Origin of the sequence: Saccharobesus litoralis (assembly GCF_003063625.1) — a bacterium.
Classification (GTDB): domain Bacteria; phylum Pseudomonadota; class Gammaproteobacteria; order Enterobacterales; family Alteromonadaceae; genus Saccharobesus; species Saccharobesus litoralis.
The window spans coordinates 2,017,625-2,035,934 of the sequence record NZ_CP026604.1 but is presented as its reverse complement, the minus strand read 5'-3'; the positions used below and the strand labels follow the sequence as shown (position 1 = coordinate 2,035,934).

General features: G+C 41.8%; 14 protein-coding genes. 10 read left to right on the top strand and 4 right to left on the bottom strand.

Translation table 11 applies throughout. The annotated features are described in order from the left end of the window. Positions 1-43 precede the first annotated feature (43 nt). Together C2869_RS07180 and C2869_RS07175 are read left to right on the top strand one after the other, a co-directional pair. Entirely contained in the window at positions 44-997 is a 954-nt protein-coding gene (locus C2869_RS07180) for an acetylxylan esterase (protein WP_108602301.1), read from the top strand. A 15-nt stretch (positions 998-1,012) separates the two neighbouring features. Then, a complete protein-coding gene (locus tag C2869_RS07175) occupies positions 1,013-1,741 on the top strand; it encodes an esterase family protein (RefSeq protein ID WP_108602300.1) in 729 nt (242 codons plus the stop codon). A gap of 44 nt (positions 1,742-1,785) precedes the next feature. Here C2869_RS07175 and serB read toward each other — a convergent pair whose 3' ends face one another. Continuing rightward, positions 1,786-2,802, bottom strand: a complete 1,017-nt coding sequence (gene serB, locus C2869_RS07170; protein WP_228710795.1) for a phosphoserine phosphatase SerB — start codon at positions 2,800-2,802, stop codon at positions 1,786-1,788. 212 nt (positions 2,803-3,014) lie between these two features. On the opposite strand from serB, the gene C2869_RS07165 reads away from it, so the two are divergent. The 8 genes from C2869_RS07165 (at position 3,015) to C2869_RS07130 (ending at position 10,919) form a co-directional block, all read left to right on the top strand. After that, complete coding sequence (locus C2869_RS07165; RefSeq protein ID WP_108602299.1) at positions 3,015-3,608, top strand: AhpA/YtjB family protein; 594 nt, start codon at positions 3,015-3,017, stop codon at positions 3,606-3,608. A 547-nt stretch (positions 3,609-4,155) separates the two neighbouring features. Beyond that, on the top strand, positions 4,156-5,214 hold the full coding sequence (locus C2869_RS07160; protein WP_108602298.1) for a GGDEF domain-containing protein: 1,059 nt from the start codon (positions 4,156-4,158) through the stop codon (positions 5,212-5,214). Between the two features lie 186 nt (positions 5,215-5,400). Then, positions 5,401-6,135, top strand: a complete 735-nt coding sequence (locus C2869_RS07155) for a 5-oxoprolinase subunit PxpA (RefSeq protein ID WP_108602297.1) — start codon at positions 5,401-5,403, stop codon at positions 6,133-6,135. Between the two features lie 10 nt (positions 6,136-6,145). Then, positions 6,146-6,880 (top strand): 5-oxoprolinase subunit B family protein, encoded by a 735-nt coding sequence (locus tag C2869_RS07150; RefSeq protein ID WP_108602296.1) that lies wholly within the window; start codon positions 6,146-6,148, stop codon positions 6,878-6,880. 7 nt (positions 6,881-6,887) lie between these two features. After that, on the top strand, positions 6,888-7,847 hold the full coding sequence (locus C2869_RS07145; protein ID WP_108602295.1) for a 5-oxoprolinase subunit C family protein: 960 nt from the start codon (positions 6,888-6,890) through the stop codon (positions 7,845-7,847). 143 nt (positions 7,848-7,990) lie between these two features. Further along, positions 7,991-8,725 carry a hypothetical protein gene (locus C2869_RS07140; RefSeq protein WP_108602294.1) on the top strand — a complete coding sequence of 245 codons (735 nt, stop codon included), beginning with the start codon at positions 7,991-7,993 and terminating at the stop codon, positions 8,723-8,725. A 167-nt stretch (positions 8,726-8,892) separates the two neighbouring features. Further along, a complete protein-coding gene (locus C2869_RS07135; RefSeq protein WP_108602293.1) occupies positions 8,893-9,288 on the top strand; it encodes a hypothetical protein in 396 nt (131 codons plus the stop codon). A 158-nt stretch (positions 9,289-9,446) separates the two neighbouring features. Further along, complete coding sequence (locus C2869_RS07130) at positions 9,447-10,919, top strand: MORN repeat-containing protein (protein WP_108602292.1); 1,473 nt, start codon at positions 9,447-9,449, stop codon at positions 10,917-10,919. Positions 10,920-10,999: 80 nt separating this feature from the next. Here C2869_RS07130 and C2869_RS07125 read toward each other — a convergent pair whose 3' ends face one another. From C2869_RS07125 to C2869_RS07115, 3 genes are all read right to left on the bottom strand, one after another. Continuing rightward, a complete protein-coding gene (locus tag C2869_RS07125; RefSeq protein ID WP_108602291.1) occupies positions 11,000-12,442 on the bottom strand; it encodes a hypothetical protein in 1,443 nt (480 codons plus the stop codon). Positions 12,443-12,550: 108 nt separating this feature from the next. Continuing rightward, positions 12,551-14,098 (bottom strand): BNR-4 repeat-containing protein, encoded by a 1,548-nt coding sequence (locus C2869_RS07120; RefSeq protein WP_108602290.1) that lies wholly within the window; start codon positions 14,096-14,098, stop codon positions 12,551-12,553. Positions 14,099-14,433: 335 nt separating this feature from the next. Further along, positions 14,434-18,090 carry a glycosyl hydrolase gene (locus C2869_RS07115; RefSeq protein WP_108602289.1) on the bottom strand — a complete coding sequence of 1,219 codons (3,657 nt, stop codon included), beginning with the start codon at positions 18,088-18,090 and terminating at the stop codon, positions 14,434-14,436. Positions 18,091-18,310 lie beyond the last annotated feature (220 nt).

Below are 18,310 nucleotides of genomic sequence, written 5' to 3'. Positions count from 1 at the left end.
TCTCCGCAGGGCGCGTAAGATAAGGTCTGAGCAATAATTTATAATGTCGAACCAAGCAGAAAAATTTGACCCTTCCTATGGTTACTCTCTCACCGACCTTCTCGCTATAACTACGCCTGAAGCACCAAAAGACTTTGATTCATTTTGGCAAAATGCCTACGCCGATTGCCACGATATTCAACCTAAACCTAAATTTATCGACACAGGCGCCATTCATAAAAATTGGCGTGTGTTTGAAATTCAGTATATCTCCACGAATGACATGAAAATTGGTGGCTGGATATTGATCCCACAAGACAAACCACCCACGCGTGGCTTTGTTGTGGGCCATGGCTATGGCGGGCGCGACGAACCTGATTACAACTTACCATTTGATGATGCCGCTATTCTTTTTCCTTGCTGCCGTGGAATATCAAAAAGCCCTAACTTTCCGATATCCAGTAACCCGCAATGGCATGTTCTACACGACATAGATAAGCCCGATAGATATATCATACGCGGTTGCGTAGAAGACACTTGGCTTGCCGTGTCTTGTCTGTTGGCTCTTTTCCCCTATTTAGCCGGTCACTTAGGTTACCTAGGTGTTAGCTTTAGCGGTGGCGTTGGCGCGTTAGCCATGGCTTATGAAAAGCGAATAGCGCGAGCCCATTTTAATGTACCCACATTTGGCAACCATCAACTTAGGTTAAAGTTACCCACTTGGGGAAGCGGCGAGTCATTAAGGCAGTTTTATCGGAAAAAGCCCGATATGTTGCTCAATACATTAAAATATTTTGATGCGGCCAATGCCGCTGAGCGCATTAATATGCCTGTGCATTGTGCATTAGCGTTAAAAGATCCGGTTGTGGCACCGCCGGGGCAGTTTGCTGTATATAATGCGCTAAAATGTGAAAAACATCTTTATGTGTTGGATGAAGGCCATGCTGAATATCCAACTCAGGAACAACAAAAAATAGAGTTAAGACAACAATTAGTGGAGTTTTTTTCTCCCATTTAACTAATCGAAAACACTATGAACAGAGAATACCATAAGTGGTGGAGCCACAACTTGGAACGCGATATGGAAATGCTGGTATTCGGCCATGCTGGTGCCAAAGTCCTTGTTTTTCCGACTCGAGGTGGCCGATTCTATGAATACGAAAACATCCGTATGGTAGACCGCATTCGCGACAAAATTGAATCTGGTAAAATGCAATTATTTTGTGTCGACAGTGTCGATGCAGAAAGCTTTTATTGTTTTTGGGCGCACCCGAGTGGGCGAATTGCCCGCCATCAACAATATGAAAAATATATTGTTGAAGAAGTCGTGCCCTTTATGAATGTGCAAAATCCCCACTATTGCACCATTAGTCATGGCTGTAGTTTAGGCGCATTTCATGCTGCCAACGTGGCTTTTCGCCACCCTCACCTTTTCCAAAAGCTATGTGCGTTTAGTGGTCGTTACGATTTAACCTTACAAGTTGAATATTTCGATGACCTGTTAGACGGGTACTACAATGATGAGGTTTACTTTAATACTCCAACCCACTTTTTGCCTAACTTACAGTGCAACGACACACTAAATAACTTGAAGAATATGGATATTGTGATGGTGATAGGGGAAGAAGATCCGTTTTTGGAAAATAACAAACATCTCAGTCAAATATTGCATGAAAAAGGCATAGATCATGAATTACATGTTTGGCGAGAGCGCGCACATCGCGGTTACTATTGGCGACGCATGGTCACCGAATATTTGTGAGCAGATAATAAAAACCCGGCCAATAAGCCGGGTTCTTTAAAAATCTAACGTTGTAAAATATAGAGCAAGGCATCTAAGCCATAAAAGTTAATTGCCACGTCAGCTTTTTCTTGAACTAAGGGTTTCGCCTCAAACGCTACACCTAAGCTAGCTGCTGCCATCATGACTAAATCGTTAGCCCCATCACCCATAGCGACGGTTTGCTTAGCATCAATACCAAATTGTTGTGCTAACTCACCTAGCGTGTCAGCTTTAACTTGTGCATCAACAATACCGCCCAACACTTGACCAGTCAGCTTACCATCAACAATTTCTAATGTATTGGCCACTGCGGCATCTAAACCTAAGTCATCTTTAAGTTTATCGGCAAAATAAGTAAACCCACCAGATGCAATCGCAATACGCCAATTGTGCTGCTTAAGTACGGCAATTAAACGCGTTAGGCCATGCATTAATGGTAAATTATCTTTAACTTGTGCAATGATGCTTTCATCTGAACCGGCTAACGTACCCACACGGCCACGCAAGCTTTCAGCAAAATCCAATTTACCTTGCATTGCCATTTCAGTAACGGCAGCCACTTCTTCACCCACGCCCGCTAATTTTGCAATTTCATCAATACACTCAATTTTAATAGTGGTTGAATCCATATCCATTAACAAAAGACCGGGTTGATTAATGGTCGGTCGTTCAGCTAAGCGCCATACATCCAAAGTGTTGGCTAATGCCCATTCTTTAATTGCTGTCCAAGTGGTATCTGCTAGTTCACCTTGGTAGATAAAGCTCAGTGCCGCATCAGACTGTTCGTCAAGCGCATCAATAATTTGCACGCCGGTTAGGCCAGTGTCGGTCAATTGACTTGCTAGTTGCTGATAATCAACAGTATCAAACTTTTTGCCATAAACAGTTACGCTCGTGCCATTGTGACGAGAAGCAAGAATATATTGGCTTGGATCGTTCGGGTTAAGTTGGATCACTTGACCTTGGCGGTCAACGCTTGCGAAAGCCGACGCGATATGCTGTAGGTTCGCAGGTAAAGAAAGAGTTTGATATTGAGACACAAATAAACCTAAGTCTTGTAAAATTGCGCACTATTTTAGCGAAATAGACAGTTTTTAAAATGCCAAAACGAAGACAGCTATTAATTTTCTGGATATGACTTATACCCAATACGGTGCAAAAGACTAAAATGACAGAAAAATTCGCCTTTCACGGAACCGCCAGTTTATAATCTAACCTATCGATAATCGCTAGATAACTCATATAGGTCAGCGTGCAACAACCTTCGCTTATAGAAACACCACCCAAAGATAGCCAAAAAAATCTCCGCTGGGCATGGCGAAAGCTGGTACAAACCAGTATTGGCGCAGGTTTAATTTTAATCGTAATGACGGTTTGGACAACTACGTTCGACAAAGGACGCGATACATTCGAGCATCAAGCCAACACACTTGTCCGTGAAATGGTCAAGCAGGCTGAATTGAGCTATTTATTCGCCCAACAAGCCGCTGACGATAGATTATTGAAAATGGCCGTGAATAATCTTGCCCAATCAAAGATCGTAATTGACGCCAATATTTACGATGCTAAAGGTGTGGTATTAGCGCAATCTGACGACGCATTAAGCGTGTTGCAAGCCACTGGCTTAAAAGAAAATCCCCAACAAACCAAATTAATCCCCATTATTGAACCCATAATGGTCGATGGATCCATACAAGCGTATATAAGAGTCACGTTCGATTATCACGCTATTCACAATCAAACATTACCATTTCATATGGAATTTAGCGGCCAAACTCGCTTAATGCTTTTACTGTGTTTTATTATTGGTATTGTATTTACGCGGATATTTTCAAAACGTCGATAAAAAATTAATCAATTCAATAATTTGTACTAAACTAGTACCTTAACTCAAAAGTTTTGAACGGTTGAATTTATAACCATTTGCTAAATTGTAGGTTCGATTTTACATCGACAAACCTTATGTTAGCCGAAATAAATTCGGCTCTACAATGGAATTGGTCTTTAATCTCGCACGCTTTATGATTGCGAATAAAAACGAGCTCAACATGTCATAACTTTTGTGTCGGAGCACTAGATAAGTTATCGGGCTATCTTGCCTTATTATTGGCTTATGTTTTTCTCCTGAATTATCAAATAAACCAAGTAAACAAAAACATTCAAATTTATTAATAAAACTGAGCGTAACGTTTAAGCATAGTTGTATAGTCAAAATAGTCAAAGCGATCGGGTTTTAGGGGAAGCCGTCAAGCTTCGAGACCCCATGAGCATATGCTCTATTATGTGATTGGGGCGAGTAAGCGCAGACAATGAACCATAAAATCTGAGCGAGAAGACTATAACACACCAAGACAATAATGCTCTTGCTCTGAAAATGGTTTAGGAAGTACTAAATGAAATCCGATTGGTGGAATGATTTTAAAGATCGTGAATCTGCCGCTAATGTCGAAACACGCAGAAAACAATGGGTATTTTACTTTTGTAATTACTTTGGCTGCGTAGCAATTATTTTTTTTGCAAGCCAGCACCTCAACAGTGATGATGATTTTTTAAAGTGGACATTATATTTAACCGCCGCTTTTTTAGTGACTAATGTTCTAACCTCCTATTTGTTCGATTTACTAAACCTGTTTTGTTTCAATACCGGCTTAGTCATATCGATATTTATGCTGTTTTTACTGTACGGTGGAGGGCATGAAAATACCGCTTTATATTGGTTATATCCCTTCCCATTGGTTCTGTTTGTATTGTTGGGGTATCGGTTAGCCGCTATTTTTAATTTGGTATTACTCGGGCTTTTTGCCTTTTTATTATTCAATCCTGAGTTGATTGCCGCAAACTACCCACATGCCGATAAAACCCGCTTTCTCAGCTCGTACTTTTGTACTGTCGTTATTATTTACATTACTGAATTTTTCCGAGTGCGCAGTCATTTTGAGTTAAGTCGCATCAATCAAGACAGGCAACTGCAAGCCAATACAGATCAACTCAGTCAATTACCTAATCGCCGCTTTATCGATTCATCTTTACTGCCGGATATTAGCCAACACCCAGACAAGTATTTCCCTTTAGCGGTTGTCATGGCCGATATCGATCATTTCAAACAAGTTAACGATAAATTTGGTCATGATATAGGCGATGAAGTATTGCGCCACGTTGCAGGGTTATTTCAAAATACCATCCGCAGTAGTGACGTTGTTGCGCGCACCGGCGGCGAAGAGTTTTTGTTTTTCTTTCCACAAACCGGTGCGGAAGTCGCGCATAAAGTGGCCGAAAACATTCGCCAAGTATTAGAAAACAGTCCCATTGCGCTGCAAGCACACGACTTAAATTTAACCTCTAGTTTTGGGGTGGCCTGCGCAACTCAAAATGACGATTTAACTCAAACATTAAAACAAGCTGACGAGAACTTATACGTCGCCAAATCACAAGGCCGCAATCAAGTCGTTTAACCCAAGCGGTTAAACACTGGGTATTTTTGCCAGCATGGATGCTGGAACTTAAAAGCTTTGCCGAGAACGAAATCTTGTATACTGGCTAACCACGCAAAGATACCTATAACACAAGTCGTAATGACGTAGTGGCAACAAGCACTTTAGGTTATACTCGTTTGCAAATAGTTAGCGCACAACTCTAGTATGTATTTAAATTGCGATCTTGGTGAAAGCTATGGCCAGTGGCAAATGGGGCTCGATACCGATGTATTACCACATGTTGATATGGCCAATATTGCCTGTGGCTTTCATGCCGGCGACCCTTGTGTTATTGCCAATACGCTTAAATTAACGCAATTAAACCAAAATATCATAGGCGCCCACCCTTCGTACCCTGATCGTCAAGGGTTTGGCCGTCGTTCAATGCAATGCTCAAGCACAGAACTCACTAATCTACTGCATTATCAAATTGCAGCACTCGATGGCATGGCCAGCATATACAACCAGTCTGTTAGCTATGTGAAACCCCATGGCGCTTTATATAACGACATGATGCGCGACCAAGCAATATTAACCAGCGTTATGCAATCTGTCGCTAGCTATAAAAAGCCATTAAAATTAATGATTTTAGCCACAGGCAAAGCGGAACAGCATGCTAAGCAAGCGGAGCAACTTGGGCTTGAGCTGTTTTTTGAGGCGTTTGCTGACAGGCGTTATGACGACCACGGTTATTTACAACCCCGAAGCCAAGCCGGTTCCGTATTAGATAAGCAACAAATTTTACAGCAAGTCGAACAGCTTAAGCAGCGAGGCACTGTAACAACAAACACCGGCCAAACCATAACACTTAAAGCTGATACGCTCTGTGTGCATGGCGATAACCCAGAGTCCATTGCCCTAGTTAAACAAATCAAACAAATTTGCCAGTCTAGTTTATAGCCTTAATAATATGTTAACGCCTCCTTTCCCCATTATTGAAGTCGCTAGTGAAAATGCCTATATCGTGTATTTTTCTCAATACAGTAATGTCACAACCTCGGCTAGCATCGCGCAATATCAAGCAAGGGTTAAACAACTGTTTGGCACAGCACTTATAGACAGTATTGCGTCATTTACCTCTTTGCTAGTTATTTATGACTTAAGCGCGATTCAAGCCAAGCAAGCAAAAGCTTACTTAGATCAAACAACCCAAACCTTAAATACCCTAGATACACAACAGGAATTTGAGCAAGCTAAAACCCTTTGTTTGCCCGTATATTATGATGCGCTTTATTGCCCTGATCTGCAGGCCATTGCCGAACAGGCTAATTTGCCCGTTGAAGATGTTATTCAAATACATAGCCAATCTAGCTACCGCGTAGCTGCAATCGGCTTTGCCCCCGGCTTCGCTTATTTAGCAGAGGTCGATAAGCGTATCGCTATGCCTCGTTTAGCAACACCACGAAAATGGGTACCACAAGGGGCTGTCGGCATTGCTGATCAACAAACCGCTATTTACCCTGCAAGCAGTCCTGGCGGCTGGAATATAATCGGCTTATGCCCTACTCAGTTATTTAACTTGCAACAAGATCCGCCCATGCCTTTTAGCATAGGTCAGTTGGTAAGTTTTCAAGCAATCAACCAATCGGAATATTTAGCATTAGGTGGCGAACTACCCGATATTAATCAGTTAAATCAAGGTTAAACGCCATATGCAAAACCATACTACCGCCGCTTTTAATGTGCTTAACGCTGGTGCACTCAGCTTGTTGCAAGATCTCGGGCGCTATGGCCATGCTAATCTCGGGCTCACTTCGGGCGGCGCAGCGGATAAACAAGCTTTTGCATGGGCTAACCGCCTAGTCAACAACCCAGATAACGCCTGTTGTATTGAAATAACCTTAGGTGGATTAGAGTTAGCTTGTTTAAACGATTCTTGTATTGCGATAACGGGTGCCGAGCAAAATGTCAGCCTTAACCAGCAACCCATCAAAACTTGGCAAAGCTATCGCATCAAGCGAGGCGACATTTTAAAGTTTGGCTTTGCACAACATGGATGCCGAGCTTATTTAGCGATACACGGCGGATTTGCAGCCCCTTTAGTGCTGGGCAGTCGCTCGACCGTTTGTCGTGAAGCTATCGGCGGATTAACTCAAGGGCAAAGTTTACAAACAAGCCAAACATTAGCCGTAAACAGACCAAGCGCTAGTGTTATGCCCTTACAAGCCGTACCACAAGAAGCAATCCCAAGTTATAAGCGCCATTTAGTTATCAGGCTTGTGCTGGGTTATCAGTACCAAGCATTTAGTCAAGCTGCCATAAAGCAGTTTTTTGCGCAAACCTACCATGTCAGCCAACAAGCTGATCGAATGGGTTATCGCTTAACCGGCGAACCAATAAAGCACGATATTGAAAACTTATATTCAGAAGGCATTAGTTTTGGCGCTGTGCAGATCCCACTTGATGGTCAACCAATAGTGTTAGGGCCAGATAGACAAACAATAGGTGGCTATCCCAAAATAGGCAGCGTGTTATCCATCGACATGGACAAGATCATGCAAGCCACAACAGGGTGTACCATACAATTTTGTAGTGTGTCATTAGACAATGCTCAGCATTTAATTCAGCTCGCGCAACAGCGTTTTAAGCAAACACAGCTTATTCAATTATAGCTAAGGGTTACAATTGAACTGAAAGGCTTACAAGAATTCACAGCCTTAATACAATCTTTTACAAATACACCGCCGCAAACAATTTAAGCTAATAGCACCTTAAAAATTAAATACTCTTTACTCAATTTTTAAACTGGTGACTTATGCTTAACTTAAAACACTCTATGTTCGCACTATTTGCATTTATTGCTATTGGCTGTAACAACGACGATTACACATCAAATACCACAACCTACACTCATCAATTTTCAGTCGATTCAGATGTATGGACAGCAGGGTTTGCTGACTACCCCGTCGGCGAAGAGCAAAACTATGAGTTAACCAGTACCCCATTTAGTAGCTTTACTTATCAAGCTCACGGCGAAGACCAGCAATCTGAAGGTCACTTACTCAGCGGGGTTAATTATTCCGACGACTTATTTATGTATATAAAAGCGCCGCTGGACGATTTAAAAGCTAACCAAGCATACGCTGCCATATTCTACTTAAAACTAGCGGTTAATTATGGACCAAACTGCACAGGTATTGGTGGCTCACCCAGCGACAGTGTGTACATAAAAGCGGGTATAGGCATTGATGAACCTGTCTCTGAAATAGAGCAAGGTACGCCTGATATGTATCGAATGAATTGGGATATTGGCTCACAAGCCAACGACGGTGACAATGCGGTCGTATTAGGTACAGCAACAGGCCCCAATTTAGACTGCTCTGGTGAAAAGTATCAAATGATAACCAGCAACAGCTTAGACAAAACACTAGAATTTACGACAGATGAAAATGGTCAAGCTTGGATTTTGTTAGGTATCGACTCCGGCTTTGAAGGCAAAACCAGTCTTTATTTAAGTAAAATGGCACTGAATTTAATTGAGATTGATTAACCAGCCCAAACAGTGGCGGCTCGCACCGCCATTGTTATAAAACGTGTAACCCAATCACACTTACCCTGCAATACGATACATAAAACCATAAAAAGCGCACCATCAACTGGATAAAAGAACAGTTAACACCTATACTGAATCAACCTTGTATTAAACTAAATGTGATAATGTTTTCGCAGCAGCGTAAGAAAAAACGCCCTTATCAATCGAAAAAACGTAGCATTCAAGACGAAAATATCGATCGACAAATTACGGCTATTCATCATGCTATTGCACTAAAACTTTGGCAGCAGCAAGAGCTAATCCCGCAAGTTATTACCACCATTGAACAGCGAAAAACCCAAGGGCGACTCACATACGGTGCCTATATTCACTGGTTATCGGTATTAGAAACTGTTACTAGCCGAGAGGCGTTTATTTCCGGTATTGCTGAAGACACACCTAAAATGCGTAAATGGCGTAGACAAACGCCGTTTGTTGGTATTTTAACCGAAGCTGAACGCCAACAAGCCTTGAATGATAACGCGATGGGGCAATTACAAAACGTGGCCATTTATTTTTAATCCTGACTTGATCACTTTTTTGTAGCAAGTAACAAGCGGCTCAACATTGCCAGATAAAAACAGAAACGCAGTAAATTCAATATAACAATTAAACACTTAGCCAAGTTACGCTATTATTAACTTAACCACGACAGGTAAAATTCATTTAGAGGACGAAAATGTTGTCGTATAGCCTTAGCTCAGCAACCCCATCGCGTAATTTCAAACAAAACCTATTAACCCTTTCACTTATCTGTAGCTTGAGTTTAACAGGCTGTAAATCAGTTAAGGACACCATAGATAGCGCCGGCCAATCTGTTAAAGCCGGTATAAACAGTGCGAGTTCTGCCATAAGTAATGTCACTAACCCGAAAAACGACCCATTTACCAATGGCCATTATGAAGGGGAAACACAAGAGGTTGACGGTAAAACCAAAGCACATGGTAAAGGAAAACTCACGCTTGAGAATGGTGATGTTTATCAAGGCGATTTTGTCGAGAATAAGTTTCATGGCCAAGGCACATATACTTGGACTAATGGCAACCAATATTCAGGAACATATCAACTCGGCCAGCAAACCGGTAAAGGCAACTATAGCCAAGCCGACGGCTTAAAGTACGCAGGCGATTTTGTAGACGGTAAGTTTCATGGCAAAGGCAAACTAACCTTAGCCAATGGCGACAGTTATGAAGGCGACTTTGTTAACGACATTAAAACTGGCAAAGGACTTTATACTTGGGCAAATGGGGCAACCTACTCTGGTGATTACCTTAACGATCAACAAACAGGTAAAGGCACTTACAAATGGACTAACGGTAATTCATATACTGGCGATGTGGTTAATAGTGTACGAACTGGCGAAGGTGTATTTACTTGGGCAAACGGCAATGGTTATAAAGGCAGCTTTGTAAACAACAAAATGCAAGGCAAAGGCACTATTACTTGGACTAATGGCATTAGCTATACTGGCGATTTTGTCAACGGCCGGCGTACAGGAAAAGGAACAATCACTTGGCCTGAAGGGGACAAATATTCAGGTGACTTTTTAGATGATAAGCGTACCGGATTAGGCGTATTTTATTTTGCCAACAAAGAAATGTATGCCGGAAAATTCGCCGAAGGAAAAATGCAAGGCAAAGGTACCTACAAGTGGCCAAATGGCGATAAATACGTTGGAGACTTTGTGGCCGGTTTAAAATCGGGCAAGGGTAAATTTACTTGGGCCGATGGCGACCAATATGTCGGTGATTTTGACCAAGATCGCCGTACAGGCTTCGGTACATTCACGTGGACCAATGGTAATAAATACACAGGAAATGTGCTAAACGGTATCAAATCAGGTAAAGGCGTATTTACTTGGGCTAATGGCGAGCAGTACAGCGGCGAGTATCAAGATGATGAACAAACCGGTAAAGGCACTTACATTTGGCCAAATGGCGATAAATATGTTGGTGACTTTAAAAAAGGTCAACGTGACGGTATTGGCACATTCTCTTGGGCAAGTGGTGAAGTCTATACTGGACAATTTATAGACAACAGACGCTCTGGCAAAGGTAAATTCACTAAAACCGATGGCACCATACAAGAAGGCGACTTTGTTGACGGGCGCTATATTAGCGGCGCGGCAACCAGCCCAGTGCCTGTACGGTAATGATAACAGCCTCGCTCATGCACTAAGTATTTAGCTTTTTGATACTTGTTTTAATACAAGTATCAATAAGCAAGTACTTGCTAAAAATAAACAGAAGTACTTAATTTCTTCGTTGCTCCTGATCTAGGATCAGCAAATATTACACTGATAACAACCAAATTAGAATCGACGTCTGCTAGACCACCAGCTTGCGCTAATTTATCTAAGGTCTCACTCATATCCACGGTAGCGCTATTGTCATTGTCCACTATTTTCATTTCATAATTATCTCTGATGCGACCACCATTGTTACTAAAAATATGTGTATTTACACGAATCATTTTAGTATTCAAACCATTAGGACGTTGCCAGCTAATATTGAGCTGACCACCATTTAAAAATGTATTTTCAACAACCGATGGCGGGTATTCATTAAAAGAACCGAGTTCACCAAGCGTGAAAGACGGCGCTAACATGGTTCGTTCAGTCTGAAATGCTAAAGAACCTTCATCAACTACAGGGTTAGTCGCATCTGAATAGTCTAGCGGCTGGGTATAGACACTGTAGCGAAAGGTTGTGCCCTCTTGAAAAATACTAAAATCATGGTCAAACGAACTATTATAATTTTCAACAAAGCCCTTGCCATTTGGGTCGATTAAACTAAAACAGCTTCTTTTTTGATAACAATAGCTTGCGGCTTCATCGTAAAAAACATTAGCCAAATATAATGTTTGTTGTATTTCATTTTGAGGTGAAACTACCTCAATTTTAATCGCGGCAAACGGCAATACGGTGGAAACTAAGTTTCCAACCCCTAAATTAAATTGACCTTCCTCCATACCAAACGCAGAGTTATTATCCCAATTAATATCTTTTGCGGTAATATTCATATAACAATAGGCTTTTGTGTAATCCTCCTCCGTTCGCTCTATATACGAGGAAGTTGGATGACCAAAGTAATGATCAGTTACACAGTGCACCGTTGGGCTATTAAATAGTATTGGCAATGGTTCGCCTAGCAGTTGCCAGCCATGTGCAGGGTGTTTTATGGCTTGCCAACTGTAGTTGAAATTCTGCGAGTATTCGCCTTGTGAAAAAGGCCTAAAACTCACGTTAGCTGTTCCAGCATCAATATTTAAATCACTAACACTGACATTTTCGTAAGTTTCTATCCGTCGACTCGTTTCAGGTACAGAACCAACAAAAGAACTACCATCATTTAACGTACTAAGTCTTTCAATCATATCCTTTTTTTGGGTTTGTCCATCATGCAGCGTAAAATCGTCATGTAGTATTTTAGTTAGCTGCTCGGCATCAACAGTACCGTCACTATTAGTTGCTTTTTCCCAAGTATCGAATAAAGCCATGATAGCTTTAGTTTCTAAATCAGTTTGAGGATCAATATTCGTTTGAGTTTCCTCGTTACTTTTATCTGCTGCGCTATCTGCTGCATTAGAAGATCCGGCACCACCACATGCTGATAGCACACTAGTGAAACAAGCAATTAAAAGTAATTTCGAGATTGAAAGGTTTGCACTAAACATTAAAGATGAATTCCATTGGTCATTATCATTTGTAGAGAATTTAAAATGCCCATGCAGCACTTTAGTAAACTGAAAATGGGCATTATTGAGAAAGTAAGAAGTGTATGGCTAACGCCCTTCCAAATTGATAATTTGCAAGTAAGTGGTACGTTTATCCCCCTGCCCTTCTGCTAACAGGTAGTAATAAAGCTTACCTTGTGCAATATAAACCATGCCTTTCTTGAAATCTGCCGCTTGTTTTTTACCTTGATATACCCGCTTAAATTGGTTGGTACCACCTGTTGCTTGTTCAATATAAGGTTGGCCATTATCTAAACCGATAATGTAAATATTATCGCCAGAGGTATAAAGATTTTTAGCGCCGACAAATTTATCTGTGGTGATAAATTCGCTTTGCCCAGCAGGTTTATAATGATGCAAATAAACGTCTTTTTTGTATTCGGTATCACGTACCCGACTAATAATATGCACATCGCCTTTTTGCGTAATAGTCCAATCAAAACTACCGGTAATAACAATTTTATTTGGCTGCTGACTAGTTACCCAATCCCCCGGCTCTGTGACAAATGCCGGTTTAGGATCTATCAAAGGTAAGTTAATGTCTTGACCTTTGTAGTTTTTCCATTGTAACTGACCAATGGGATCATCCGAGTACATAAAATAAACCCCATTTTGATACTTGTATCGGTCCGTTTTGTTGTTTATTCGTGGTTGAAAAGCAAAACCCAGTTTGCCGTTAGCAAACTTCATGTTGCCATAGTTGCTCCAAGTATGAGCAAGGCCGTCTTCCTTAACGTTAAGTTTGTTTATGCTTTTAAATGACGACCAAATACCATTGCTTTTGTAATAGTTAAAAATGCCTTTACCATCATGCGAGGTGCCTTGACGAATGTAGAAAAACAGATCGCCTTGATCATTTAAGAAAAACTTAGGGTAAGTTAATTTGGAATGCGCGGCATGATCTTCCGCCCCTGTCATTGACAAGTGATTATAGTCATTCGGACCAGCGCTATGGCTGCTAGTATCTTTTACAAATAAGTCCAAGGTAAATTCATCATCACTAACAGCGGCGGCACCGGGTAAACTATACGAATAACGGAAATAGTCTTTTGCAAAGCTGCCGTTACCGCCAGTGTCAGAGTGTTTGCTGTATGCGTGTAAATCGAACACCAAATGAATGGTTTCATCTTTAGGACTTATACCAACGGCTATGGTGTTATGGGTTTCCCCTATCCACCAGCGTCCAACTAAGCCGGTATGTTGGTGCGGAAACTCAATATGCTTAAGTTGACCGGTTTTAAGGTTGAGGCGTGATAACATCATATGGCGGTCATACTTGCCACCGCGATACCAAGTCATAAACACATAATGTTGATAGGTTTTAATTGCATCCCCGTGAGGAGCAATTGCTGAACCGTACTGGTAATCATACTTGCCATTGGGATCATTCTTTATATTTACAGACTTACGCACATTACCGAGCTTTTTACCGTCAAAAAATAAGGCGCTATCGGTAACTTTTACTTCGCGTTCTAGGTAAATTAGGCCTTGGCTAATCTCGTTTTTACTCTCTTGTTTTTTCTCTTGTGTAACAGCACAACTCGCGGTTAATAAACACATTAAGCTAGCCGTTAAATATTGTTTGATATTTCGCATTTTAGTTCTCAATATTTTGTTCAACTGATTTCAATTTCTATAGGCATAAATGCCCATGTCATAAGGTAATTTTTCGCCAGCATAAAGCCGGCCCTACATGGGGTGGGTTTATCACCATTCATGCCACGTCTTCATATAAAAATATGTCTCAATTTAATAATGCGCACTTTTTCGCCGGCATAAAGCCGGCCCTACATAGGATGGGTTTATCCCACTCATGCCACGTCTTCATGTAAAAATATGTCTCAATTTAATAATGCGCACTCTTTCGCCGGCATAAAGCCGGCGCTACATTGGGTGGATTACCGAATTAAATGCTCTCTTAGCATTAGCAATTAAAGCTTAACTTTACGTAAAGGGGTAAGTTTTACAGGGCCAATTAAACCGGTTGGCTGTAATGGTGTATCTTTGGTGACTTTACTAGCAAAAGTGATTTCACTATTAAATGCCTTAGCTTGTGCACTATCTGGAAATTGCTCAGGATATTTTTGATCACCGACCAAGCGATTAACCCAAGTGGTTGCAACATTAATTTCAATTTGGTTGTTACCAACTTGCAGCGCGTCCGTAATGTCGACTTGTAAAGGTCGACTCCAAACATCGTCCAAATCCACACCATTTACATTTACTTTTGCAATAACGCCGACTTGACCTAGATCCAATATCCAGCGCTGATCGTCGCGCAATAAATTGTCGGTCATGGCCAATTGATTACGGTAAATGATCGAACCTGAATAATGTTTTAATGCTAATGGTTCTAATTCGGTTAATGACACCAATTGGCTTAGCTGCAATTGGGTTGCAACATCGCGCCCCTCTGTCAATGTCAATTGCCATGGCGTAGTGAAAACCTGACTCGGTGGTAAATCGTCGATAGTTAGTGTTTGCGCTGGGCGGGTATTGGTGTGTACCAGATATTTGCCGTTAGTTTGAATATCCAGTACAAGCTGACCCGAGCTATCGAAGGCGCTTGTAACCAACGGCCTATATTTAGCTTGTTGCGGATCAATAGCTTGAATAGATTGCACAGAGTCAGAAGCCAATAGTGATTTGGCATGAGATTTTTCAAACACAATAAAAGCAGATCCTAAGCCCTGTAAAGACAAGGGAATTGTTAAGCGGCCTTTATCAATTTGATATTGAGCGAGTGTCTGCATTTGCCCTGTTACTGCATCCCAATATTGAGGCCGCGCCCATTTCGCGCTTAAGCGGAAACTCGGCTTAATATTTACCGGACTATCCGTTTGGTTAGCAATAAAGAATATGTCATGGGTATTGCTGCTTCGATGGCTCCAAATGACATCTGCAGGTAAATCGGCCAAATCAGGCTGGCGCAAAATAGTTTGCATAACTTGGGCGAGATCCGCTTGCTCAGGCGTTTGGTAAAACACCTGCCCTAAACCATAGTTAGCCTGTGTGACGTTTTCACCGTCGATAGCCTGCCACAAGGTATTCGCCATCGCCTGTATTTGCTGATCCACTTGCGGATAACCCTGTAAACTCGGTGATTGTTTAGGTTTAGGCCCATAAACAGTGCCCCCCGCGGCAACCAGCGATTGTATTTTCTCTAATACAGCAGGGCGCATTGTGCTTGAATCCGGCAATACCAGTAGTTTAAAGCGCATACCACTGGGTAACACAAACTCGCCATTTTCAACCGATAAACCTTTAAGAATGACTTCGGCATTAATAAAGTCGTAGGCGTAGCCAGCCGGTAATGCTGGCTGCAAGGCGCCCGTCATTTTCGGCGCATCTTCACCAATAAAATACATAATATCTGCCACGTAGTGGCCTTGCTGCATTAAATAATTACAACGCTTAACATAGTCTAACCAGCTACCCATATAATCAAACCAGGTATTGTGGCGATTAAACTCTGAGCCAAACCAAGCATTTACCCCGGGCAACTTATCTTCATAAGCTTGTTGAATATAAACATGTAATAAAGTGTGGTTAATACCTTCAACAAACGACCAATCGCCGCGTTTTTTAAAGTTCCATGGATGGTTAATAAAACTGTCGCTACGCCCTGCGGTAAAAGACTCCGACATTACCGTTTTATGGCCGTAAATATGGGCGGCTGAAGACGCGGCTTTTAGCTCAATTGCGCCTAAATTACCCGATGCCCAAAATTCACCGCTAACGATATCGGCTTGACCACCATATTGTAAAAACTCACCTGGAAAGCCCCAGTGGCCGTAGTTTTCTAACCATAGTTTTAAACCATGCTGATGGGCGCGCTCGCGCAAACCTGCCGTGTATTCATAAGAGACGCGGTCAGCGACCATACGCCGAACATCCCACAAAAAGCGCTCACTTTGTTCCGCACTATTAACAATACGCCCCGTGTAAACCGGTAAGAAAGGTATGGGATCATAGCCATAATGCTGTTCAAATTTTTGTGCAAAGCCATCGGTCCAGTTTTGCGCGCCTTGCTCGTAACTATCGACCACGGCATATTTAAATGCAGTCCGTTTTTGCGCTGGCATACTCTGTAAAATTTTGCCGATATACGCATCAAAATGATATTGGGCAATCTCTTTGCTGAGTTTATCTATTTCAGGCCCTTTGGCATTTTTGCTCGATGGGCCATTGGTTGTGCCCGTTGAACGCATAAAGTAGTGCACCATTGTCCACTCTTCACCTTTTGGTACTGACCAATTGACTCGCTCGCCTTTCATGAATTCGCTGATATCGAGTACTTTTTCAGCGGAGATAGCTAAGCTAGGCTCATCCGCTGCTAGAGGCGTAGGCCATTGATAACTATCGTGTTTAGGTTGAGGTGTGGGGTGGACTTTAGCCAGCTTTTTCTCAACATAGCGTTCTAGTTTATAGCCACTGGATAAAACCAATTCTTTAATGCCTGGTACACTATTTTTGCCGCCGCGACCCAGTTTGATATTGTTTAATGTTAAGCGAAATTCGCTGGCTGGAGTTTTAGTAAAATTAACCACAATAGGTGCGTCGTGATCGGGACCAATCGCAGCCATTTTCCGTGGTCTTTGCACAACAAAGGTTTTAATGACTTTGTACTCACCATTGGCTTGTTTAGCCGACAAAGTTGCTTTAGCTGAAAACGTATCGTGCGGGTATATCTCTAACGTGCGAGCGGATAATAGTTCATTGTGTTTAAAATCGAACCGCACCCGACTGTTTTTGGTGTCTATAACTTCAGTCGGAAAGAGATAAACCGATTGATGATCGCCATCAATGAGTTGCTGCGGATTGTTGCTCGGGTGCGCGAACGTAGAGTGTTGTGGATACTTAACTTTGACTTTTGTTTGCTGAAAACTCAAGCGTTGTTGCTCTTGTTTTGGCGTTTGAAAAGCCAGTAATTTAACGTCTTGTGCGTAACCTTTTGGTTTGCTTAGTTTTAGCGATTTAATGCTCTGACTATCAACCTGATATTCTTTGGAATCCAAATAACGCATGGATTGATCAAGGCTAACCCAAGGCCCACCAGATTGACTCCAACCGGGTGAATTAAACAGGCCAATATCAATCTTGTATTCAGCCGCTTTTTCAATAGCAAAGCGCAAATGGTCCCACCACTCTTCACTCAGGGCTGATACTTGCCCATAACCACCAATACTGGCATTTAGGTGAATAATGCCAATCAATGCTGTGTTTATGCCTTGTTTTTGCATGGCGGCCAAATCGTTCTCAATTCCTTGTTTCGAGATATGATCATTGATCCAATACCAATATACCCAAGGTTTAACTGCATCCGGTGGCGTTTTAAAGTTGGCTTTTAACTCTGCTGCCGGCGCATGATAAAACGACTCTGGCATTGGGCTTTTCGGTTTATGCAGCGCTATGTTTTCATAGCTTGTCGGCGTTTTTAACCTTGTTGACGCGTTACTATTTTTTGCAGTTGTATTTTGCGTTTTCGCGTCGTCAGTTTTCAGGCAACTTGTTAGCAATAAGGAAATTGCTATCGTTAAAGATAAGCGTCGTGCAACCTGACGCCAAGTTACAAACCGGATAGGCATAATTATTATTCAAATAAAAGAGTACGTATTAAGAAAAGGCAAATTTTGGCGAAATTGCTACCCTTGTGGGGAAAATAATCAATTGAATGGCTAGATGTAATATGAAAAACCAAAACGAGGTGGTGCGCTGTTCCAGACGCTTAACGGCATTGGATCTCGACCGCCGAAGGGAATGTTGCTTAGTTGGCTTGGTTTGCAGGTTCTGCAAGCATACAAGATT